This is a genomic window from Streptosporangium sp. NPDC049376, assembly GCF_044466505.1.
In the GTDB taxonomy this organism is placed as follows: Bacteria; Actinomycetota; Actinomycetes; order Streptosporangiales; family Streptosporangiaceae; genus Streptosporangium.
This window is the reverse complement of record NZ_JBITMT010000040.1, coordinates 1-15,681: the sequence shown is the minus strand read 5'-3', so window position 1 is coordinate 15,681 and position 15,681 is coordinate 1. Positions and strand designations below refer to the sequence as shown.

General features: G+C 67.7%; 13 protein-coding genes and 2 tRNA genes. 5 read left to right on the top strand and 10 right to left on the bottom strand.

The annotated features are described in order from the left end of the window. Positions 1-91: 91 nt before the first annotated feature. The 7 genes from ACIBVQ_RS40250 to ACIBVQ_RS40220 form a co-directional block, all read right to left on the bottom strand. The gene (locus ACIBVQ_RS40250) at positions 92-511 is read right to left on the bottom strand and encodes a PH domain-containing protein (RefSeq protein ID WP_399184205.1); all 420 of its coding nucleotides are present in this window, start codon (positions 509-511) and stop codon (positions 92-94) included. An 87-nt stretch (positions 512-598) separates the two neighbouring features. Further along, positions 599-675: transfer RNA gene (locus ACIBVQ_RS40245), tRNA-Met, on the bottom strand. 131 nt (positions 676-806) lie between these two features. Then, positions 807-883 (bottom strand) — tRNA-Met (locus ACIBVQ_RS40240). Positions 884-945: 62 nt separating this feature from the next. Further along, positions 946-3,891: a UPF0182 family protein gene (locus tag ACIBVQ_RS40235; protein ID WP_399184203.1), complete on the bottom strand. Its 2,946-nt coding sequence runs from the start codon at positions 3,889-3,891 to the stop codon at positions 946-948. 230 nt (positions 3,892-4,121) lie between these two features. Further along, the gene (locus ACIBVQ_RS40230; RefSeq protein ID WP_399184201.1) at positions 4,122-5,168 is read right to left on the bottom strand and encodes a PDZ domain-containing protein; all 1,047 of its coding nucleotides are present in this window, start codon (positions 5,166-5,168) and stop codon (positions 4,122-4,124) included. Positions 5,169-5,247: 79 nt separating this feature from the next. Beyond that, positions 5,248-5,673, bottom strand: a complete 426-nt coding sequence (locus tag ACIBVQ_RS40225) for a molybdenum cofactor biosynthesis protein MoaE (RefSeq protein WP_352016215.1) — start codon at positions 5,671-5,673, stop codon at positions 5,248-5,250. A gap of 109 nt (positions 5,674-5,782) precedes the next feature. Then, a complete protein-coding gene (locus tag ACIBVQ_RS40220) occupies positions 5,783-6,856 on the bottom strand; it encodes an NAD-dependent epimerase/dehydratase family protein (protein WP_352016272.1) in 1,074 nt (357 codons plus the stop codon). 79 nt (positions 6,857-6,935) lie between these two features. On the opposite strand from ACIBVQ_RS40220, the gene ACIBVQ_RS40215 reads away from it, so the two are divergent. From ACIBVQ_RS40215 to ACIBVQ_RS40205, 3 genes are all read left to right on the top strand, one after another. Further along, positions 6,936-8,228, top strand: coding sequence for a zinc-dependent metalloprotease (locus tag ACIBVQ_RS40215; protein ID WP_386196166.1), 1,293 nt, complete (start codon positions 6,936-6,938; stop codon positions 8,226-8,228). Further along, on the top strand, positions 8,225-8,770 hold the full coding sequence (locus tag ACIBVQ_RS40210; RefSeq protein WP_399184199.1) for an NUDIX hydrolase: 546 nt from the start codon (positions 8,225-8,227) through the stop codon (positions 8,768-8,770). Before ACIBVQ_RS40215 ends, ACIBVQ_RS40210 begins: the two co-directional genes overlap by 4 nt. Positions 8,771-8,841: 71 nt before the next feature. Beyond that, positions 8,842-9,837, top strand: a complete 996-nt coding sequence (locus tag ACIBVQ_RS40205) for an endonuclease/exonuclease/phosphatase family protein (RefSeq protein WP_352016218.1) — start codon at positions 8,842-8,844, stop codon at positions 9,835-9,837. Positions 9,838-9,848: 11 nt separating this feature from the next. On the opposite strand, the gene ACIBVQ_RS40200 is transcribed toward ACIBVQ_RS40205, so the two are convergent. The 3 genes from ACIBVQ_RS40200 to ACIBVQ_RS40190 form a co-directional block, all read right to left on the bottom strand. Then, complete coding sequence (locus ACIBVQ_RS40200) at positions 9,849-10,472, bottom strand: DUF2064 domain-containing protein (protein ID WP_386196164.1); 624 nt, start codon at positions 10,470-10,472, stop codon at positions 9,849-9,851. Next, the gene (locus tag ACIBVQ_RS40195) at positions 10,469-10,981 is read right to left on the bottom strand and encodes a M48 family metallopeptidase (RefSeq protein WP_352016220.1); all 513 of its coding nucleotides are present in this window, start codon (positions 10,979-10,981) and stop codon (positions 10,469-10,471) included. Before ACIBVQ_RS40195 ends, ACIBVQ_RS40200 begins: the two co-directional genes overlap by 4 nt. A 141-nt stretch (positions 10,982-11,122) precedes the next feature. Further along, complete coding sequence (locus tag ACIBVQ_RS40190; RefSeq protein WP_352016221.1) at positions 11,123-11,908, bottom strand: enoyl-CoA hydratase/isomerase family protein; 786 nt, start codon at positions 11,906-11,908, stop codon at positions 11,123-11,125. 177 nt (positions 11,909-12,085) lie between these two features. Here ACIBVQ_RS40190 and ACIBVQ_RS40185 point away from each other — a divergent pair, with 177 nt between their 5' ends. Together ACIBVQ_RS40185 and ACIBVQ_RS40180 are read left to right on the top strand one after the other, a co-directional pair. Further along, complete coding sequence (locus ACIBVQ_RS40185; RefSeq protein WP_352016222.1) at positions 12,086-13,189, top strand: ThiF family adenylyltransferase; 1,104 nt, start codon at positions 12,086-12,088, stop codon at positions 13,187-13,189. A gap of 61 nt (positions 13,190-13,250) precedes the next feature. Beyond that, positions 13,251-14,588, top strand: coding sequence for an AarF/UbiB family protein (locus ACIBVQ_RS40180; RefSeq protein ID WP_352016223.1), 1,338 nt, complete (start codon positions 13,251-13,253; stop codon positions 14,586-14,588). Positions 14,589-15,681: the final 1,093 nt, after the last annotated feature.

Genomic DNA, 15,681 nt, shown 5'->3' with positions numbered 1-15,681 from the left:
GCCCACATGCACAACCTCGCCCTCACACCATGACCACGACAGTCACCACCCCGGCCCCGAACTGCCTAAACACCACCTTCTGCAACAAGCTTTAGAAGCCGGTTCTGAACACTCGCAGTTCATCCGCCACTTCCCGGCACGGGATTCCAAGGTCGAATCTGCTGAGGAGGAAGATCTCCTCTCCTGTGTCGATCTCCAGGAGTTCCATGCGGGAAGTGAAGCGCGTCCGGGTGTCCACACGAATCCGTTCGACCGCACTCCACGGCACTCTCTGGGCGCCGGCGAAGCCTCGCACCACGATGAGTCCCTCACCGTCCGCGCTGAGCCGTACCGGGGCCAGGAGGTCACGTAGGGCGAGGGTGGCGGCCACCAGGGCTGCGGCGCCCGCCAGGATCGCCCCGCGTGGGTCGTCCAGATTCAGTACGGCCAGCACCGCGAACGCGAGCGCCGCAACGACCTTGACGATGAGCAGTTCTCTACGCACTCTCCAGCGCAGGATCGGTCCTGACATGTCAGCCACACCTGCACGCTAACCGCTGGGTGTCCTGTCCGGAACAAAGTGAAAGGCCCTGATCTCTGAGAGATCAGGGCCTTCCCTTGGTAGCGGGGACAGGATTTGAACCTGCGACCTCTGGGTTATGAGCCCAGCGAGCTACCGAGCTGCTCCACCCCGCGTCGGTATGTCTCAACACTATCGGCCTCCACCGCCAAGAGCAAATCGATACGGGGCCGGGGCAATCGATTCCTTTGAAGCATGGGATGAAACGGAAGAAGGCCCTGATCTCTGAGAGATCAGGGCCTTCCCTTGGTAGCGGGGACAGGATTTGAACCTGCGACCTCTGGGTTATGAGCCCAGCGAGCTACCGAGCTGCTCCACCCCGCGTCGGCGTGCTTTCACACTACCCGGCTTTGGCGATGAATGCGAACTCAATAGCCGCGGTGCCCCTAGGAACTCGGCGAGGGAGACGGTGTCGGCGTGGTCGAAGGGGTGGCTGACGGAGTCGCCGAAGGGGTTGCCGTCCCCGAGGGAGACGAGCTCGGCGTCGGCGACGGGGTCGCGGCAGGGGCTGTGGAGGCCGAGGCGTTCTTCACCTTCTCCAGGGCCTCCTTCAGCGCCTTCTGAGCCTCGCCGTAGGCCGTCCAGTTCGGCGGCTTGGCCTCCAGGGCACGCTGGGCGTCGTCATAGGCCTTCTGGGCCTCTCCGATGGCCTGGCTCAGCACGGTGTTCGACTGGGCGGGGACATCGGGTCTGGTCTCCGGCTTGTTCTGCTGAGCACTGTTGCCGAAGACCTGTTCGAGCGCACCCTGGAGGGTCTCGGCGAAGCCGACCTTGTCTCCGAAGGAGACCAGGACCCGACGGAGAATCGGGTAGGGCTCCTGTCCTGAGGAGGCCGCCGTCTCCACGTAGACGGGCTCGATGTACACCAGGCCCCCGGCGAACGGCAGGGTGAGCAGGTTGCCGTAGCGGACCTTCGCCCCACCGATGCCCAGAAGGTTGAGCTCACCGGAGAACTTGTTCTGGAAGTTGTTCTGTACCTGACCGGGGCCGGGAATCGTGGTGTTCGACGGCATCCGCAGGATGCGCAGCCTGCCGTAGTCGTCACCCGGTGTCGCGTCGACCGCCATGAAGGCGGCCAGGTTCGGCCCCTGGCGTGGCACGAACGTGGTGGTCAGCGAGAAGGTGGGTTCCTGGGTGTCGGGCATCTTGACCGACAGGTAGTACGGCGGCTGCTTGATGTCGTGTCCGCCGGAGGACGGGTCGTTCGGGACGTTCCAGAAGTCCTGGCCGCTGTAGAAGGCGTCCGGGTCCTGGATGTGATAGCGGGAAAGCACGTCACGCTGGACCTTGAAGAGCGCCTCCGGGTAGCGCAGGTGCTGCTTGAGGGACTCCGACATCTCGCTCTTCGGCTTGATGATCCCCGGGAAGGCGTTGCGCCAGGTCTGCAGGATCGGGTCCTTCTCGTCCCAGGCGTACAGCGTGACCGTGCCGTCGTAGGCGTCGACCGTGGCCTTGACGGCGTTGCGCATGTAGTTGATGTTGTCGCGCGGCTGCTGCACCACCTGGCGTGGGTCGGTGACCGTGTCACGGGTCATCGACTCCAGGCTCCTGCTGTCGGAGTAGGGGTAGGAGTTGGAGGTGGTGTAGGCGTCGGCGATCCAGACCACCCTGCCGTCGATGACGGCCGGGTAGGGGTTGTCGTCGAGGCTCAGGAACGGCGCGACCTTGGCGATGCGGTCCTGCGGGTTGCGCTCGTAGAGGATCCTGGACTTGGCGTTGACGTCTCCCGAGAGCAGCAGGTTCGTCTCACCGTACTTGGCCGCGTAGAGCAGGCGGTTGAAGAACGAGCCGACGGGGACGCCGCCCTTGCCGGTGTAGGTGGTGTTCTGCTGACCGGTTCCACTGCTCTCCGGATAGTCGAGCTCCTGGCCGACCTTCCTGTCACCGCCGACGATGACGTACTCGGGGGCGGCCGGGGACTCTCCGAAGTAGATCCGCGACTCCTTCAGGCCGATGCGGTCGGCCAGAGAGCCGGTGACCGGCATGTCCTTGGCGTCGAAGTCGGGCAGACCCTGGGAGTCGACCTTGTTTCCGGGCGCGGCCACGAAGCCGTAGCCGTGGGTGTAGACGAGATGCCGGTTGATCCAGTTGTCCTGCTCCCTCGGCGGCCCGGTGAGCTCGCGTACCGCGACGACGGTGTCGCGCGGCTTGCCCGTCTCGTCGGGGTAGCGGTCGACGTCGAGCGGGTCGTGGAAGTCGTAGAAGCCTCGGATGCGCTGCTTCTGCTGGTAGGTCTTGGCGACCAGGTTGGGGTCGAGCAGCCGTACACCGGAGATGGAGCTGTCGGTGGTGACGTTGACCTTGGAGGCGTCGCCCTGGGCGGCGTACTCGACGACCTCGGTCTTGTCGATCCCGTAGGCCTTTCTGGTGGCCTCGATGTTGCGCTTGATGTACGGCTGCTCACGGTCCTGCTGGTTCGGCCGGACCTGGAACTGCTCCACGAGAGCCGGGTAGACCCCGCCGACCAGGATGGCCGACAGGACCAGCAGGCCGAAGGCCACACCGGGCAGCATGCCGCCGGGCCGTACGATGCCGGCGAAGAACAGGATCGCGCAGATGAGGGCGATGATCGCCAGGATGGTCTTGGCGGGCAGCACCGCGTTGACGTCGGTGTAGGAGGCACCGTAGGCGAAGCCACGGTCGGAGAAGACCAGGCCGTATCCGTCGATCCAGTAGGCGACGGCCTTCAGCAGCACGAACACGCCGAGCAGCACCGACAGGTGCACCCTGGCCGCGCGGGAGGCGTGCACGCCGGGCGACTGCAGTCTGAAGCCCCCGTACAGGTAGTGCACGATCGCCGCCATGACGGCCGACAGGATGACCGCGGTGAACAGGAAGTTCAGCACCATCCTGATGAAGGGGTAGGTGAACATGAAGAACGACAGGTCGATACCGAACTGCGCGTCCTTCTCACCGAACGGGGACGCGTTGAAGAACTCCAGCCACGTCTTCCACTGCCCCGCGAGCGATGATCCCGAGAACAGGGCCAGCACTCCGGCGCCGATCAGGAAGATCAGTTTGCGGTGCGGGTCGAGGGCCATCCGGTAGCGGTCGGCGCCACTCGCGCCGCCGAACGTTCCGGGGCCGAACATGGGTCTGGCGCGGTAGGCCAGCAGCATGTTGCCGCCCACGAGGCCGACCATGAGCACGGCGCCCACGAAGAAGAGCAGGATCTGTGTGACGACCACACCGGAGAAGACCGCTGTGTAGTCGACCGAGTCGTACCACAGGTAGTCGGTGTATATACCTGCGAAGAGGAAGAACAGCGCGACGATCACGACGATCGCTATCGCGACAGGAAGCAGCAGTCGTGGCCGGCGGGGCAAGCGCATCGCCCTACCGGCTCCGGGGGTCCGGAAGCTCAAGGCCAACCCCTTGTCGTAAAAGAGCACGGTCCGTGTCTGGAAACCTACACCGGTGGGGGTACGGCCGTGCTAAGCCGCTCTGGCAGGGTCCGGCCACATCCCCTGCAGGTTCCAGGGTTCAACGGGTCAACGCGTGAGACCTCGGATGAGTGCCCCGACGCCGTTCTCGGGGCCCGAGACCGTACGCAGGGGCGCTCTCAGCTCGCCGAGCAGGTCGGTATGGAGCCGGTTCCCGTGCGGATCGCGTCGATCGCCTTCACCGCGTCGTGCAGCGTGCCCACCTTGTAGAGCCGCATCCCGTCGGGGACCGACTTGACCGCCTCCGCGCAGTTGTCCGCGGGCGTGAGGAAGACCGTCGCCCCCGACCTTCTGGCGCCGACCATCTTCTGCGAGATACCGCCGATCGGGCCGACCTTGCCCTCCGGAGTGATCGTCCCGGTCCCGGCGATCGACTTGCCGCCGGTCAGCGGACCGGGGGTGAGCTTGTCGACGATGCCGAGGGAGAACATCATGCCCGCGCTCGGACCGCCGACGTCACCGACGTTGATCTTCACCTTGAAGGGGAACTTGTAGCTGATCCGCATGGTGATGCCCACGATCGGCGTGCCGTCCTTGGCCGCCACGGTCGGGACGGCCACGGTGAGGCTGCGGTCGCCGCGGTTGACGGTGAAGGTGACCGTCTCGCCCGCCTTGTGCCTGCGGACGATGCCGGAGACGCTCTCCCTGTCCGTCGCGGGGACGCCGTCGACGGAGACGATCTCGTCGCCGGTCTGGAAGTGCCCGTCCGCGGGCAGGCCCTTCTGAGTCGAGGCCACGGTGACGACCGAGGTGTAGGGGATCTTCAGTTCGGTCAGCGCCGCCGCGGTCGCGTCGTCCTGGGAGTTGGTCATCTCCTGGAAGTTCTGCTGCTCGACCTCCTCGGCCGTGCTGGTCGGCGGGAAGATCGTCTCCTCGGGCACGACGGCGACCGTGGGGTCGATCCACCCCCTGAGCGCCCTGAACAGGTCGATCCTGTTGCCCGGGCCGCCCTGGTAGGCGACGGTCACCAGGCTCAGCTTCCCGTCTGTCGGGTAGGTCTCCCTGCCCTCGATGCTGATCACCGGCTTGCCCTTGACGTCACCGATGGTGTTCTCCGTGGGCCCCGGACTCAGCACGACGTACGGCACGGGCAGCAGGGCGCCGACAACGCCGAGCAGAAGCGTGAGGAAGCCTGCCACCATCAATGTCAGCGCTCGTCGGGACATGGGAGGAAGCCTATTCCGTGTGACCGGTCAGAAGGCCGCACCCCCGCGCCGTCACCTTCCAGATTGTAAGGATCGCTCCTCAGCCGCAGCTTCCGACCCATTCGGTCGAGCCGTCGGCGAAGGCCTGGTTCTTCCAGATGGGAACCTCGGCCTTGAGGTCGTCGATCAGGCGCCGGGAGGCCTCGAAGGCCTCGCTCCTGTGGGGAGCAGCGACCGCGACGATGACGGCGATGTCGCCCAGGTCGAGGTCGCCGACCCGGTGCACGGCGGCCAGCGCGGTGATCGGGAAGTCGGCCACGATCTTCTCCGCGACCCGGCGCAGCTCCTCCTGCGCACTGGGGTGCGCGGAGTAGGACAGGCGGGTCACGGACTTGCCGTGGTCGTGGTCACGCACGGTGCCCACGAAGATCGCCGTGCCGCCCGCGGCGTGGTCGCCGATCGCGGAGAACACCTCGTCCACCGAGAGCGGTGTGTCGCGGATGCCGAGCAGGCGGATGACATTCACGGCTCAAAGGCTACCCGGCGGGCGGGGAGCTCCCCCGCTTCGGGCACGGGAGGCACGGCCGGGACGGCGACGGCCGGGGGCGTGCTCGGGACACGCCCCCGGGAGGGCTTCAGACGCGCCGCTTCTTGCGGGCGGCGCGGACGATCGCCGCCGTGCCGAGGACCGCGACGGTCGCACCGGCCGCGGTGAGCGTGGCCTCCTTGCCGGACAGCCGGCGACCGACCACCGCGTGCCTGCCCTCGCGGAGTTCGAGCAGCTGTGTGAGGGCCGCTTCGTTGCTCCAGGCCGGTTTCCACCCGGCGTCGCGGAGCCCGGCGCAGTCGACGACCCAGGGATAGACCACGTAGTGCAGGTCGGTCGCGGGAGCCGGGGTGATACCGAGGCGGTGCAGGCGCTGGGCCGTACCGAACGTCAGTCCTGCGGGCAGTTCGAACCTGCGCAGACCGGAGAGCTCCTCCACCTGCTCCTGTTCGAGCCAGCCCTCACTGCCGACCGCCACGACGCCGGAGACGGAGCCGAGCGCGGCCAGCTCAAGGGCCGAGATCAGGTCGTCCACGTGGCAGAACTGCCAGCGGGGGCTGCAGCCCTTGACGCTGAGCAGCCTGGGGGCCTCGAAGTGGCGGGTGACCACGCTGTCGACGCCTGGGCCGACGACGGCCGCCGGGCGCAGCACGGTCACCTCAAGGCCGGGGTGGCTGCGCAGTGATCTCCTGACCAGCGCCTCGATCTCCAGATGGTCGCCGACGATGCCGGTGTCCGGCTCGGCCGCGACCGCGGAGTCCTCTGGCAGTGGAACGGGGTTGTCCTGGGCGGCGCCGTACACCATGGCGCTGGTGACCAGCACGACGCGGCGCACCCGGGCGGCGGCCGAGGCGGTGAGCACCGTCTGTGCCGCGCGCAGGTTGTAGGCGCGCCGCTCGGCCGGGTCGGCGTCGAGCGCGTAGTCGCCCGCCAGATGGACGAGCACGTCGATGTCGGAGACCCGGTTCGCCAAGAGCGGATCTCTGACGTCGAGCACCCTCCAGGTGACGTCGGGTACGTCGCCGCGCTGCTCGTCGATGGCCACGACTCTGCGGAAATCCGCAGACGAGGCGACCTTCGAGAGGAAGGCACGGCCGATCCCCGAGGCCGCGCCGGTTACGGCGACGACCGGGAGCCGGGGGCGTTTCGAGGTAGGCACCAGGTCCTCACTTTGCACTGACCCACCATGCGACGGATAACGTGGCGGTTGTGGACTCCTCCATCCTGCACGAGGTAGAGCGGTGACTGACTTGCCAGGTCGGGAAAACGACCCCAACGAGAATCCGTTCGCCATGTTCGGCGACCCGGAGCAGATCGCGGCGGCCATGCGTCAGTTCGCCGACATGCTGTCCGCCCCGCAGAGCTCCGGTCCCGTCAACTGGGACATGGCGAAGAATATCGCCCGGCACGTCGTGGCCGCCGAAGGCGATCCGAGTGTCATGGAAGGCGAGCGGCGCCAGATCGTGGACGCGCTCAACCTCGCCGACCTGTGGCTGAACGAGGCGACCACGCTGCCCAGCGGGGTGAACAACCCGCAGGCGTGGAGCCGGTCCGAGTGGATCGAGAAGACCGTCCCGGTGTGGCGGCAGCTGTGTGATCCGGTCGCCGCCCGCATGGTCGAGACCATGAGCGGCACGCTCGGCGCGACGGGTCTGCCCGCCGAGGCTCAGGCGATGGCCGGGCCGCTGATGGGCATGATGAAGCAGATGGGCAGCATGCTGGTCGGCCAGCAGATCGGCCAGGCCCTCGGCTCTCTGGCCCGTGAGGTCGTCGGCTCCACCGACATCGGCCTTCCGCTGTCGGAGAACGCCGCCCTGCTGCCCGGCGGCATCGCCGCGTTCGGTCAGGGGCTTGAGACTCCCGTCGAGGAGATCCGGATCTATCTGGCGCTGCGCGAGGCCGCGCACCACCGGCTGTTCCAGCACGTGCCGTGGCTGCGGGTGCACCTGTTCGGCGCGGTCGAGGAGTACGCCAGGGGCATCACGGTCGACGTGTCCGCGCTGGAGGAGCAGTTGCGCGGCCTCGACGTCAACAACCCCGAGCAGCTCCAGCAGGTGCTGAGCGGCGGCAACCTGCTCAAGCCCGAGGAGACCGAGCGGCAGAAGGCCGCCCTGGCGCGCCTTGAGACCATGCTCGCGCTGGTCGAGGGCTGGGTCGGCACGGTCGTCGACGGTGCCGCCGAAGGCAAACTGCCCTCCTCGGCCGCCCTGGCCGAGACCGTACGGCGTCGCAGAGCGACCGGCGGTCCCGCTGAGCAGACCTTCGCCACGCTCGTCGGCCTGGAGCTGCGTCCGCGCCGTCTGCGTGAGGCGGCCGCCCTGTGGCAGGCCATCGAGCGCGACCGGGGCATCGACGGGCGGGACGCGGTGTGGAGCCATCCCGACCTGATGCCGACCGCGGATGATCTGGACAATCCCGAGGGTTTCGTCAGGGGTGAGCCCGAGCTGGACCTGTCCTCCCTTGAGGCGTCACTCGGCGAGGCCCCGAAGGAGCCGGAGAAGGGGAACGACGACCCCCAGGACGGCGCCGCGTGAGCCTGCACGTGCACGCGCAGGAGGTTCTCGCGGCCTGGAAGGCGCCCACGGCCGATGAGGAGAGCCTGCGCAGGGAGTTCCTCGATCATGTGCGGGCCCATGAGGACGCGATGTGGCGGGAGTGCGTACCCGGCCATCTGACGGCCACGACTGCGGTGATCTCCCACGACGGCGAGCGGGTGTTGCTGACGCTGCACCCCAAGGCCGGGATGTGGCTGCCCATGGGCGGGCACTGTGAGCGCGGGGACGTCTCACTCGACGGCGTCGCGCTGCGGGAGGCAACCGAGGAGTCGGGCATCGCCGGTCTGCGCCTGCTTCCCGGTCCGCTCGCCCTCGACCGCCACAAGGTCTGGTGTCACCCCCCGCACAGTCACCATCTCGACGTGGAGTACGGCGCGGTCGCCCCCGCCGACGTGGAGGCCGTGATCAGCGAAGAGTCCCTCGACCTGCGGTGGTTTCCGATCGAGGAGATCCCCGAGCTCTCCGACGAGGCGACCCGTAGGCTAGCCAGGCGTGCCCGTGAGGTGATGCGCCAGATCTGAACCGGTTTATGTTCGGCTCACACGACCATCGATAATGTCGTCACATTGGGTGACCGATGAATTGAGGCGTAGTGAGCACGGACACAGCCGGTGGCGCGATTCTGACTCCGGTACGACGACGACGTTCGCCCCGGATTCCCAGCGCTCTGGTCTGGGCGGCGCTCACTCCTTTCGCGGCCTGGGCTGCGGCCAGGGTCACCGGTCTCGAACGTGGCTCACTCACCGCTCAGCTGATGACGGCCACGCCGTACGCGGCGGCCGGGTCGCTGTTACCTCTGTTCCTGGCCGCGGCGACCCGCCGCCGTGCCGCCACGGCTGTGGCGTTGGTCACCACGGCGGCGCTCGGGCTCAGTGTCCTGCCCCGCGCGTTCGCCTCGGCGCAGCCTCCCTCCGGAGCGCCGTTGCGGGTGCTCACACTCAACATGTTGTTCGGTCACGCCGATCCGGGCGCGGTGATGGACCTGGTCAGACGGCTGCGGCCGGACGTGCTGAGCGCTCAGGAGCTGACGCCGGGGATGGTCGAGGAGCTCGACGCGGCCGGGCTGAAGGACGTCATGTCGCACCGCGTGCTGCAGACGGCCTGGAGCGCCAGCGGCAGCGGCCTTTTCTCCCGCTATCCGCTGGCCCCGCTGGAGAACCTGTTCCAGCCCATCGGGCACAACATGCCGGCCGCGGTGCTCAGCGTCCCGGGGGTGGGGAACATCGAGTTCGTCGACGTGCACACCTTCCCGCCGCTGGGCAGCCAGGTGCACGAGTGGAGCGCGGCGTTCGCCGCATTCCCCGACGCCTCCCCGGATCGGCTGCGGATCTTCGCCGGTGACTTCAACGCCAGCCTCGACCACGCCGCGATGCGCCGTTTCGTCAGCCGGGGCTACGCCGACTCGGCTGATCGGACCGGTCAGGGGCTGGTTCCGACCTGGCCGGTCAACAGCAGGATTCCGCCGGTCATCACCATCGACCATGTCGTGGTCGACCAGCGGATCGGAGTGCGGGAGGTGAGCATCCACACCGTCCCCGGCACCGATCACAGGGCGGTCTTCGCCGACCTCAGCCTGCCTTCGATCTGAGCCCGGTCTTCTCAGACCGACAGCAGTGCCCGGGTGTTGTCCCAGCCCTCAAGGCCGGGATCGAGCCTGTGGACGTCGGCGGGAGCGCGCAGACGGTGCCAGCCGGGGCCGGTCGCGACCCGCCAGGAGGCGGGGGCCAGCGCGCGCAGGGTCCTGACCGGCTCGGGGTCGTCGAAGCCGATCTCGGCCCAGTCGGGCCACGGTGTCCGTGTGGCGATCGCGACGGCACCGCCCTCGACGGCCGGGCAGACGGCCAGTCCCGCGCTGCCGAGCGCGCGGAAGAGCTTGCCGATCAGCAGCGGCGGCAGGTCAGGGGCGTCCCCGCTCAGCAGAACCACCTGGCCCGCGTACGGCGCGGCGGCCGAGACCACCTCGAACGCGGCCCTGACCAGGGGTGCTCCGGAAAGCTCGGGGATCTCAAGGACCGGGGTGCCCGGCCAGACGACCTCTTCCATCCCGGGCACGCTCGTCACGAGGACCGGGGTGACGAAGTCGAGGGTGCTGACGAGTTCGTAGGTGTCCTCGACGACGGCCGTCAGGAAGCTCCCGGGGTCGATCCCCGGTGGTGCCCCGGCCGACATCGACGATGTGACGACGACCGCGACCAGGCGGTCCTCCGTACGCTCTGAGGTCAACACTCCTCCGCGACGCCCGCCGCCATGGAGAACCCCTCAAGGAAGCCGCGTGCCCGTTCGGCCTTGGGGTAGTGGTCGACCAGCGCCCAGAAACGAGGTCCGTGGCTGGGCACGAGCAGGTGGACCAGCTCATGCATGATCACGTAGTCGACCACCCACGACGGCATGCCCCGGAGCCGTGTGGAGATCCTGATGGTGCCGTGATCCGGGGTGCACGAGCCCCAGCGGTGCTGCTGGTTGTCGACCCAGCGCACGCTCGACGGTCTTGCCCGCCCGTCGAGATAACGTGCCGAGAGCTCGCTCGCCCGCTCGAAGAGGTCGTCGTCGGAGGGGCGTCTTCGCTGCTCCTTGGCCGCCAGCCGGTCGAGCATCCGGCGCACCCATTGCTCCTCGTCGGTGCTGCTCAGCCCGGCGGGGAGCAGCACGATCGTTTTCTCGCCGTCGCGGTACGCGGATACGGTCCGCCGACGACGAGAACTTCGACGGACCTCGACTGTCTCGGGGGGCACATATGAACGGTAGCCGAGAATCACGAATTCACACCAGAGGGCCGAACACGTTCTGGCTGGTCAATCCCTGTTCGTCGATTGTTCAGCAAGACCGATCGGTTATGGCTGGAGCCCGTGGAATTAACCGGACCGCCGATCCCCTCAGGAGCCGCCGAATCTCGGGGACCGTCGTTCCCGCTGCGCCGCCAACCCTTCGAGCAGGTCGTCGGAGGCCATGGTGACGGGTTGGGCGAGAGACTCCCAGCGCAACGCGGCGTCGAGGTCCGCGTGCCCACCGCCCGCAAGGGCCACCTTGGTGAGCCGGGTGGCGACGGGGGCGTTCGCCGCGGTCCTCGAAGCGATCTCCAGCACCTGCGTCATCAGCGTCTCTCGGGGAAACGCCCTGGTCACCAGCCCCGATGCCGCCGCCTCCGCGCCCAGCATGGTGCGGCCGGTGAGCAGCATCTCCCTGGCGACCCCGACCCCGGCGACCCTGGGCAACAGGTAGGTGGCCGCCATTCCCGGGTGCAGGCCGAGCGAGGTGAAGGGGGCCAGCAGCTTGGCCTCCTCCGCCGCGTAGACCAGGTCACAGGCAAGGGCCAGGCACAGCCCGGCTCCGACGGCGGCGCCGTTGACCGCGGCGATGGTCGGCACCTCCAGGTCCGCCACGGACAGCCAGGTCCGATAGAAGCCCAGCATCCTGTCACGCAGGACGGGCACGCTCTCCGCTCCCCGGTCGGCGAGCCAGGACAGGTCTCCTCCCGAGCAGAACGCGCTGCCCTCCCCGGTGACGACCACGCATCGCACATCCTTGTCGCGACGCAGGTCGGAGACCGCCAGCCGCCACTGCTCCGTCATGCCGTCCGTCATCGAGTTACGCCGGTCGGGGCGGTTCAGGGTGAGCACCACGACGCCGTCGTCGCGCCTGTCGATCAAGAGCTCGTCCATGGCGGGAGCGTAGTACACCGGAAGTTATCCACAGGCGGCGGGAAACGTCTCCGCGATCTTTTGAGGGCGTGGCACTCTGACTGCCCCGGGACCACCGGGTGACCGGAAACTCACGCTCCGCGTCCACCCGGGGTCCTCCCCTTCTGGCCTTCGGGCTCCCTGAGGAGAGGCGGTCACATGAGACCACGTCTGAAGCCCGTTCTGCGTCGGGTCGCGCGCGACGAGCACACCCTGCAGTTCGGTCTGCGCCCCAGGCACGCGGTGGTGCTGACCGACCTGGAGCCCGAGGTTCGCCGCTGGGTCGAGAGCCTCGACGGCGTGCGCGACGTCGAAGGGGTGCTCGCCGGGGCGGACGAGGCAGGGCTCGGCAGGGAGAACGGCCGCGCCCTGCTCGACCTGCTGATCGACCAGGGGGTGGTCGACGACGCGGCGGCGCCACCCGGTCCGCTCCGTCTGCTCACCCTCGCCGAGCGAGACCTGCTCCAGCCCGATCTGGAGGCGCTCTCCCTCACTCCCGGCACGACGGACGGCGGCCTTGCCGTGCTGGAACGCAGGCGGGACGTCCAGGTGCGGGTGTACGGCGCGGGTCGTGTCGGCGCGCAGATCGCCGCCCTCCTCGCCGCCTCCGGGGTAGGCGGCCTGTGCGTTGTCGACTCCGGTACGGCCCGCGGCCGGGACGTCACACCGGGCGGCCTGACCTGGACGCAGGTGGGCAGAAGCAGGCAGGAGGGCGCGGTTGAGCTGGTGAAGCGGCTCGCACCCTCCATCACCGCGTGGACCGGTGATCGGGCCGCCCGGCTGGCCGACGGTGCCAGGGCACCTGACCTGGTGGTGCTCTCGCCGGTCGACCCTCTCGACGACCTGCTGATCGACGAGCTCATGTCCCGACGCATCCCCCACCTGCTCGTGACCGCCTACGAGGACCTGGGGTCCATCGGTCCTCTGGTGCTGCCTGGACAGAGCACCTGTCTACGGTGTCTAGATTTGACGCGACGCGATCGTGACCCGGGATGGCCGGTCGTCAGTGCCCGTCCTGGCGGCTTGCCCGCGGGGGAGATCGGGTGTGGCGTGGTCATGTCGTCTCTTGTCGCGGCGGTGGCGACTGGGCACGCGCTCGCTTTCCTCGACGGGGAGGAGTCCGCTGTGACCAACGGCACAACGGATGTATTGCCTGACTGGCGATGGAAACGGCGATCCTGGAGTATTCATCCTCGATGTCGTTGCTTCCGAAACGAGTTGGGTTCGCCAACAATGGTCGCGTCGGCTGCTGACCGCGGCTGACAGACACCACACCGAAGGGAGGGAGCGGTGTCTCACCACGGGGGAAACGCCGCGAGCCAAGGTGAGTGACCTTCCGCGCCGCGCTGTCGCGCGATCCGCCAAGCTGGCGGCCCTGCCGATCGGATTCGCCGGCCGTACCGCCCTCGGACTGGGGAAGCGGATCGGGGGCAAGTCCGCGGAGATCGTCGCCCAGGAGATACAGGAACGCACCGCCGAGCAGATCTTCAAGGTTCTGGGAGAACTCAAGGGCGGGGCGATGAAACTCGGCCAGGCTCTGTCCATCTTCGAGGCGGCACTTCCCGCCGAGGTCGTCGGCCCCTACCGAGCAACCCTCACCAAACTCCAGGACGCCGCGCCACCGCTACCCGCCGCGACGGTGCACAAGGTGCTCGTCGAGCAGTTGGGCGACGACTGGCGGGAGAACTTCCAGTCGTTCGAGGACCGTCCGACCGCTGCCGCGTCGATCGGGCAGGTGCACAAGGCCGTTTGGCACGACGGTAGAACGGTCGCCGTCAAGGTTCAGTATCCCGGCGCGGGCAAGGCACTGCTGTCCGACTTCAATCAGATCGCCAGGCTCGGCAAGCTCTTCGGGGTGCTGCTTCCCGGGCTCGACATCAAGTCCGTCCTCAGTGAGCTACGCGAGCGGATCGCCGAAGAGCTCGACTACCTACGGGAGGCAGAGGCTCAGCACGCCTTCGCCCTGGAGTTCAAGGACGACCCCGACTTCCTGATTCCGGATGTCGTGGCGGCCAACGAGCAGGTTCTCGTCTCCGAGTGGGTCGAGGGTGTCCCGCTGTCACGGATCATCAGCGACGGCACCAAGCAGGAACGTGACCGTGCCGGTCTCCAACTGGTCCGATTCCTGTTCTGCTCGCCCGCGCGGGTCGGCATGCTCCACGCCGATCCGCATCCGGGAAACTTCCGTGTCGTCGAGGACGGGCGGCTGTGCGTGCTCGACTTCGGCGCGGTCAACCGGCTGCCCGACGGCTACCCCCCGGCCTTCGGAAAGCTCACCCGGATCTTCAACAACGGCGACATGGAGACCGTGATTCAGGGGCTGCGCGACGAAGGGTTCATCCTTCCCCACATCGAGGTGGACGCCGAGGCGCTGCGAGCCTTCCTCGCCCCCTATGTCGAGCCGACCGCGGTCGAGGAGTTCACCTTCAGCCGCGAGTGGCTGCGGGAGCAGGCCGCCACGGTGACGGACCTGCGTCCGGGAAACGTGGCACGCCAGCTCAACCTGCCGGTGTCGTACGTCCTCATCCACCGTGTGCACGCGGCGGGGTTGGGCGTGCTCTGCCAGCTCGGTGCCACGGCCCGCTTCCGCGAGGAGGTGATCCGCTGGGTTCCCGGTTTCGTCGAGGAGGACCCCGAAGAGCAGGCGATCGCCGCGAGCTGACAGCTCCCGCCTATTCCGAGTCCATTTCGTTCTGAAGCAGATCCCCATTCTTTCCGAGATCCGTTTCGAAGCCGCACGTCATCCACGATGCCATGACCTCCGCGATGCTCCGAGACCCATGGAGCCCACCTGATCCCGGTAGCTCCTGACCGGTCTCGACTGTCCTGGTGCTCTTTGTCTTCCTTGCGCCTCAGCACCGTTCCTTTTGGTCGTTCTTCTCCGCACCTGTGCCTTGGGGGATTGACCGTACAGCCCGGGGGCGGCATGGCCCGTTCATGACTGAATTGCCTGGTCAGTGGTGGTTTGACCGTACCCATGGAAGGGTTCGGCGTGCTCCGAAGAGTACGGCTGCGCGAAAAGGGACACGCATCCGAAAGGGCCGAGCATTCAGAAGATCGGCACATCTGAAAAGGCCGCATATTCGAAAGATCACACTTCTCGGAAGCGTCGGCCGCCTGTGGGATATCACAGATTCGAAAGGACCGTGTATCCGAAAGATCTGCGCTTCCAGAAAGGCATCCGCTCAATGGGACCACGTGTTTGAGGGAATAACGCGCTCGGGGGTCACACGTTTGGGAGAAACACACGTTCGGGGAAGCCACATGCTCGGGGTCACATGTTTGGAGCGCGTGTTGGGGCGCGTGTTCGGAGAGGCTACACGTCCAGGAGAGCCACCTGTTCGAGAGCGTCGCGCGTTTTCGGGGCCTCGGTCGGGGTCCCTGCTTGGGGAGAACATGCGAAAGGGGTGACCCGGGGAAGGAGTCACCCCTTGGAAGTGGTTCTTGCCTGGAAGTGGCGCTCAGCCGGCGGCCCGTTCCCGGCCCGAATTTCTGGGCCTGGAATGCCTGGACCCTGAACGTTCGGGCCCGACTACTCGTCGCTGTTCACCACTGCTCGTCGCTGTTCGCGACTGTGTTGCCGTTGATCGTCGCCGCTTGCTGTTGATCAACGGCGAGCGGCGACGCCCGGCGGCGGGGGCGCGGGGGGGGGGGGGGGGGGGCCGGCGGCCCCCCCCCCCCCCCCCCGGGGGTTTACCGGCGAACAAGCCCGGGGGGGCCCGCCCGGGCCGCGGAACCCGCGGGGAAAAACCGGT

What these genes read in the sequence shown, in the direction of transcription:
- ACIBVQ_RS40250 (WP_399184205.1), bottom strand. Translation starts at nt 511, where the DNA reads ATGTCAGGACCGATCCTGCGCTGGAGAGTGCGTAGAGAACTGCTCATC.
- ACIBVQ_RS40235 (WP_399184203.1), bottom strand. Translation starts at nt 3,891, where the DNA reads ATGCGCTTGCCCCGCCGGCCACGACTGCTGCTTCCTGTCGCGATAGCG.
- ACIBVQ_RS40230 (WP_399184201.1), bottom strand. Translation starts at nt 5,168, where the DNA reads ATGTCCCGACGAGCGCTGACATTGATGGTGGCAGGCTTCCTCACGCTT.
- ACIBVQ_RS40190 (WP_352016221.1), bottom strand. Translation starts at nt 11,908, where the DNA reads ATGGACGAGCTCTTGATCGACAGGCGCGACGACGGCGTCGTGGTGCTC.
- ACIBVQ_RS40185 (WP_352016222.1), top strand. Translation starts at nt 12,086, where the DNA reads ATGAGACCACGTCTGAAGCCCGTTCTGCGTCGGGTCGCGCGCGACGAG.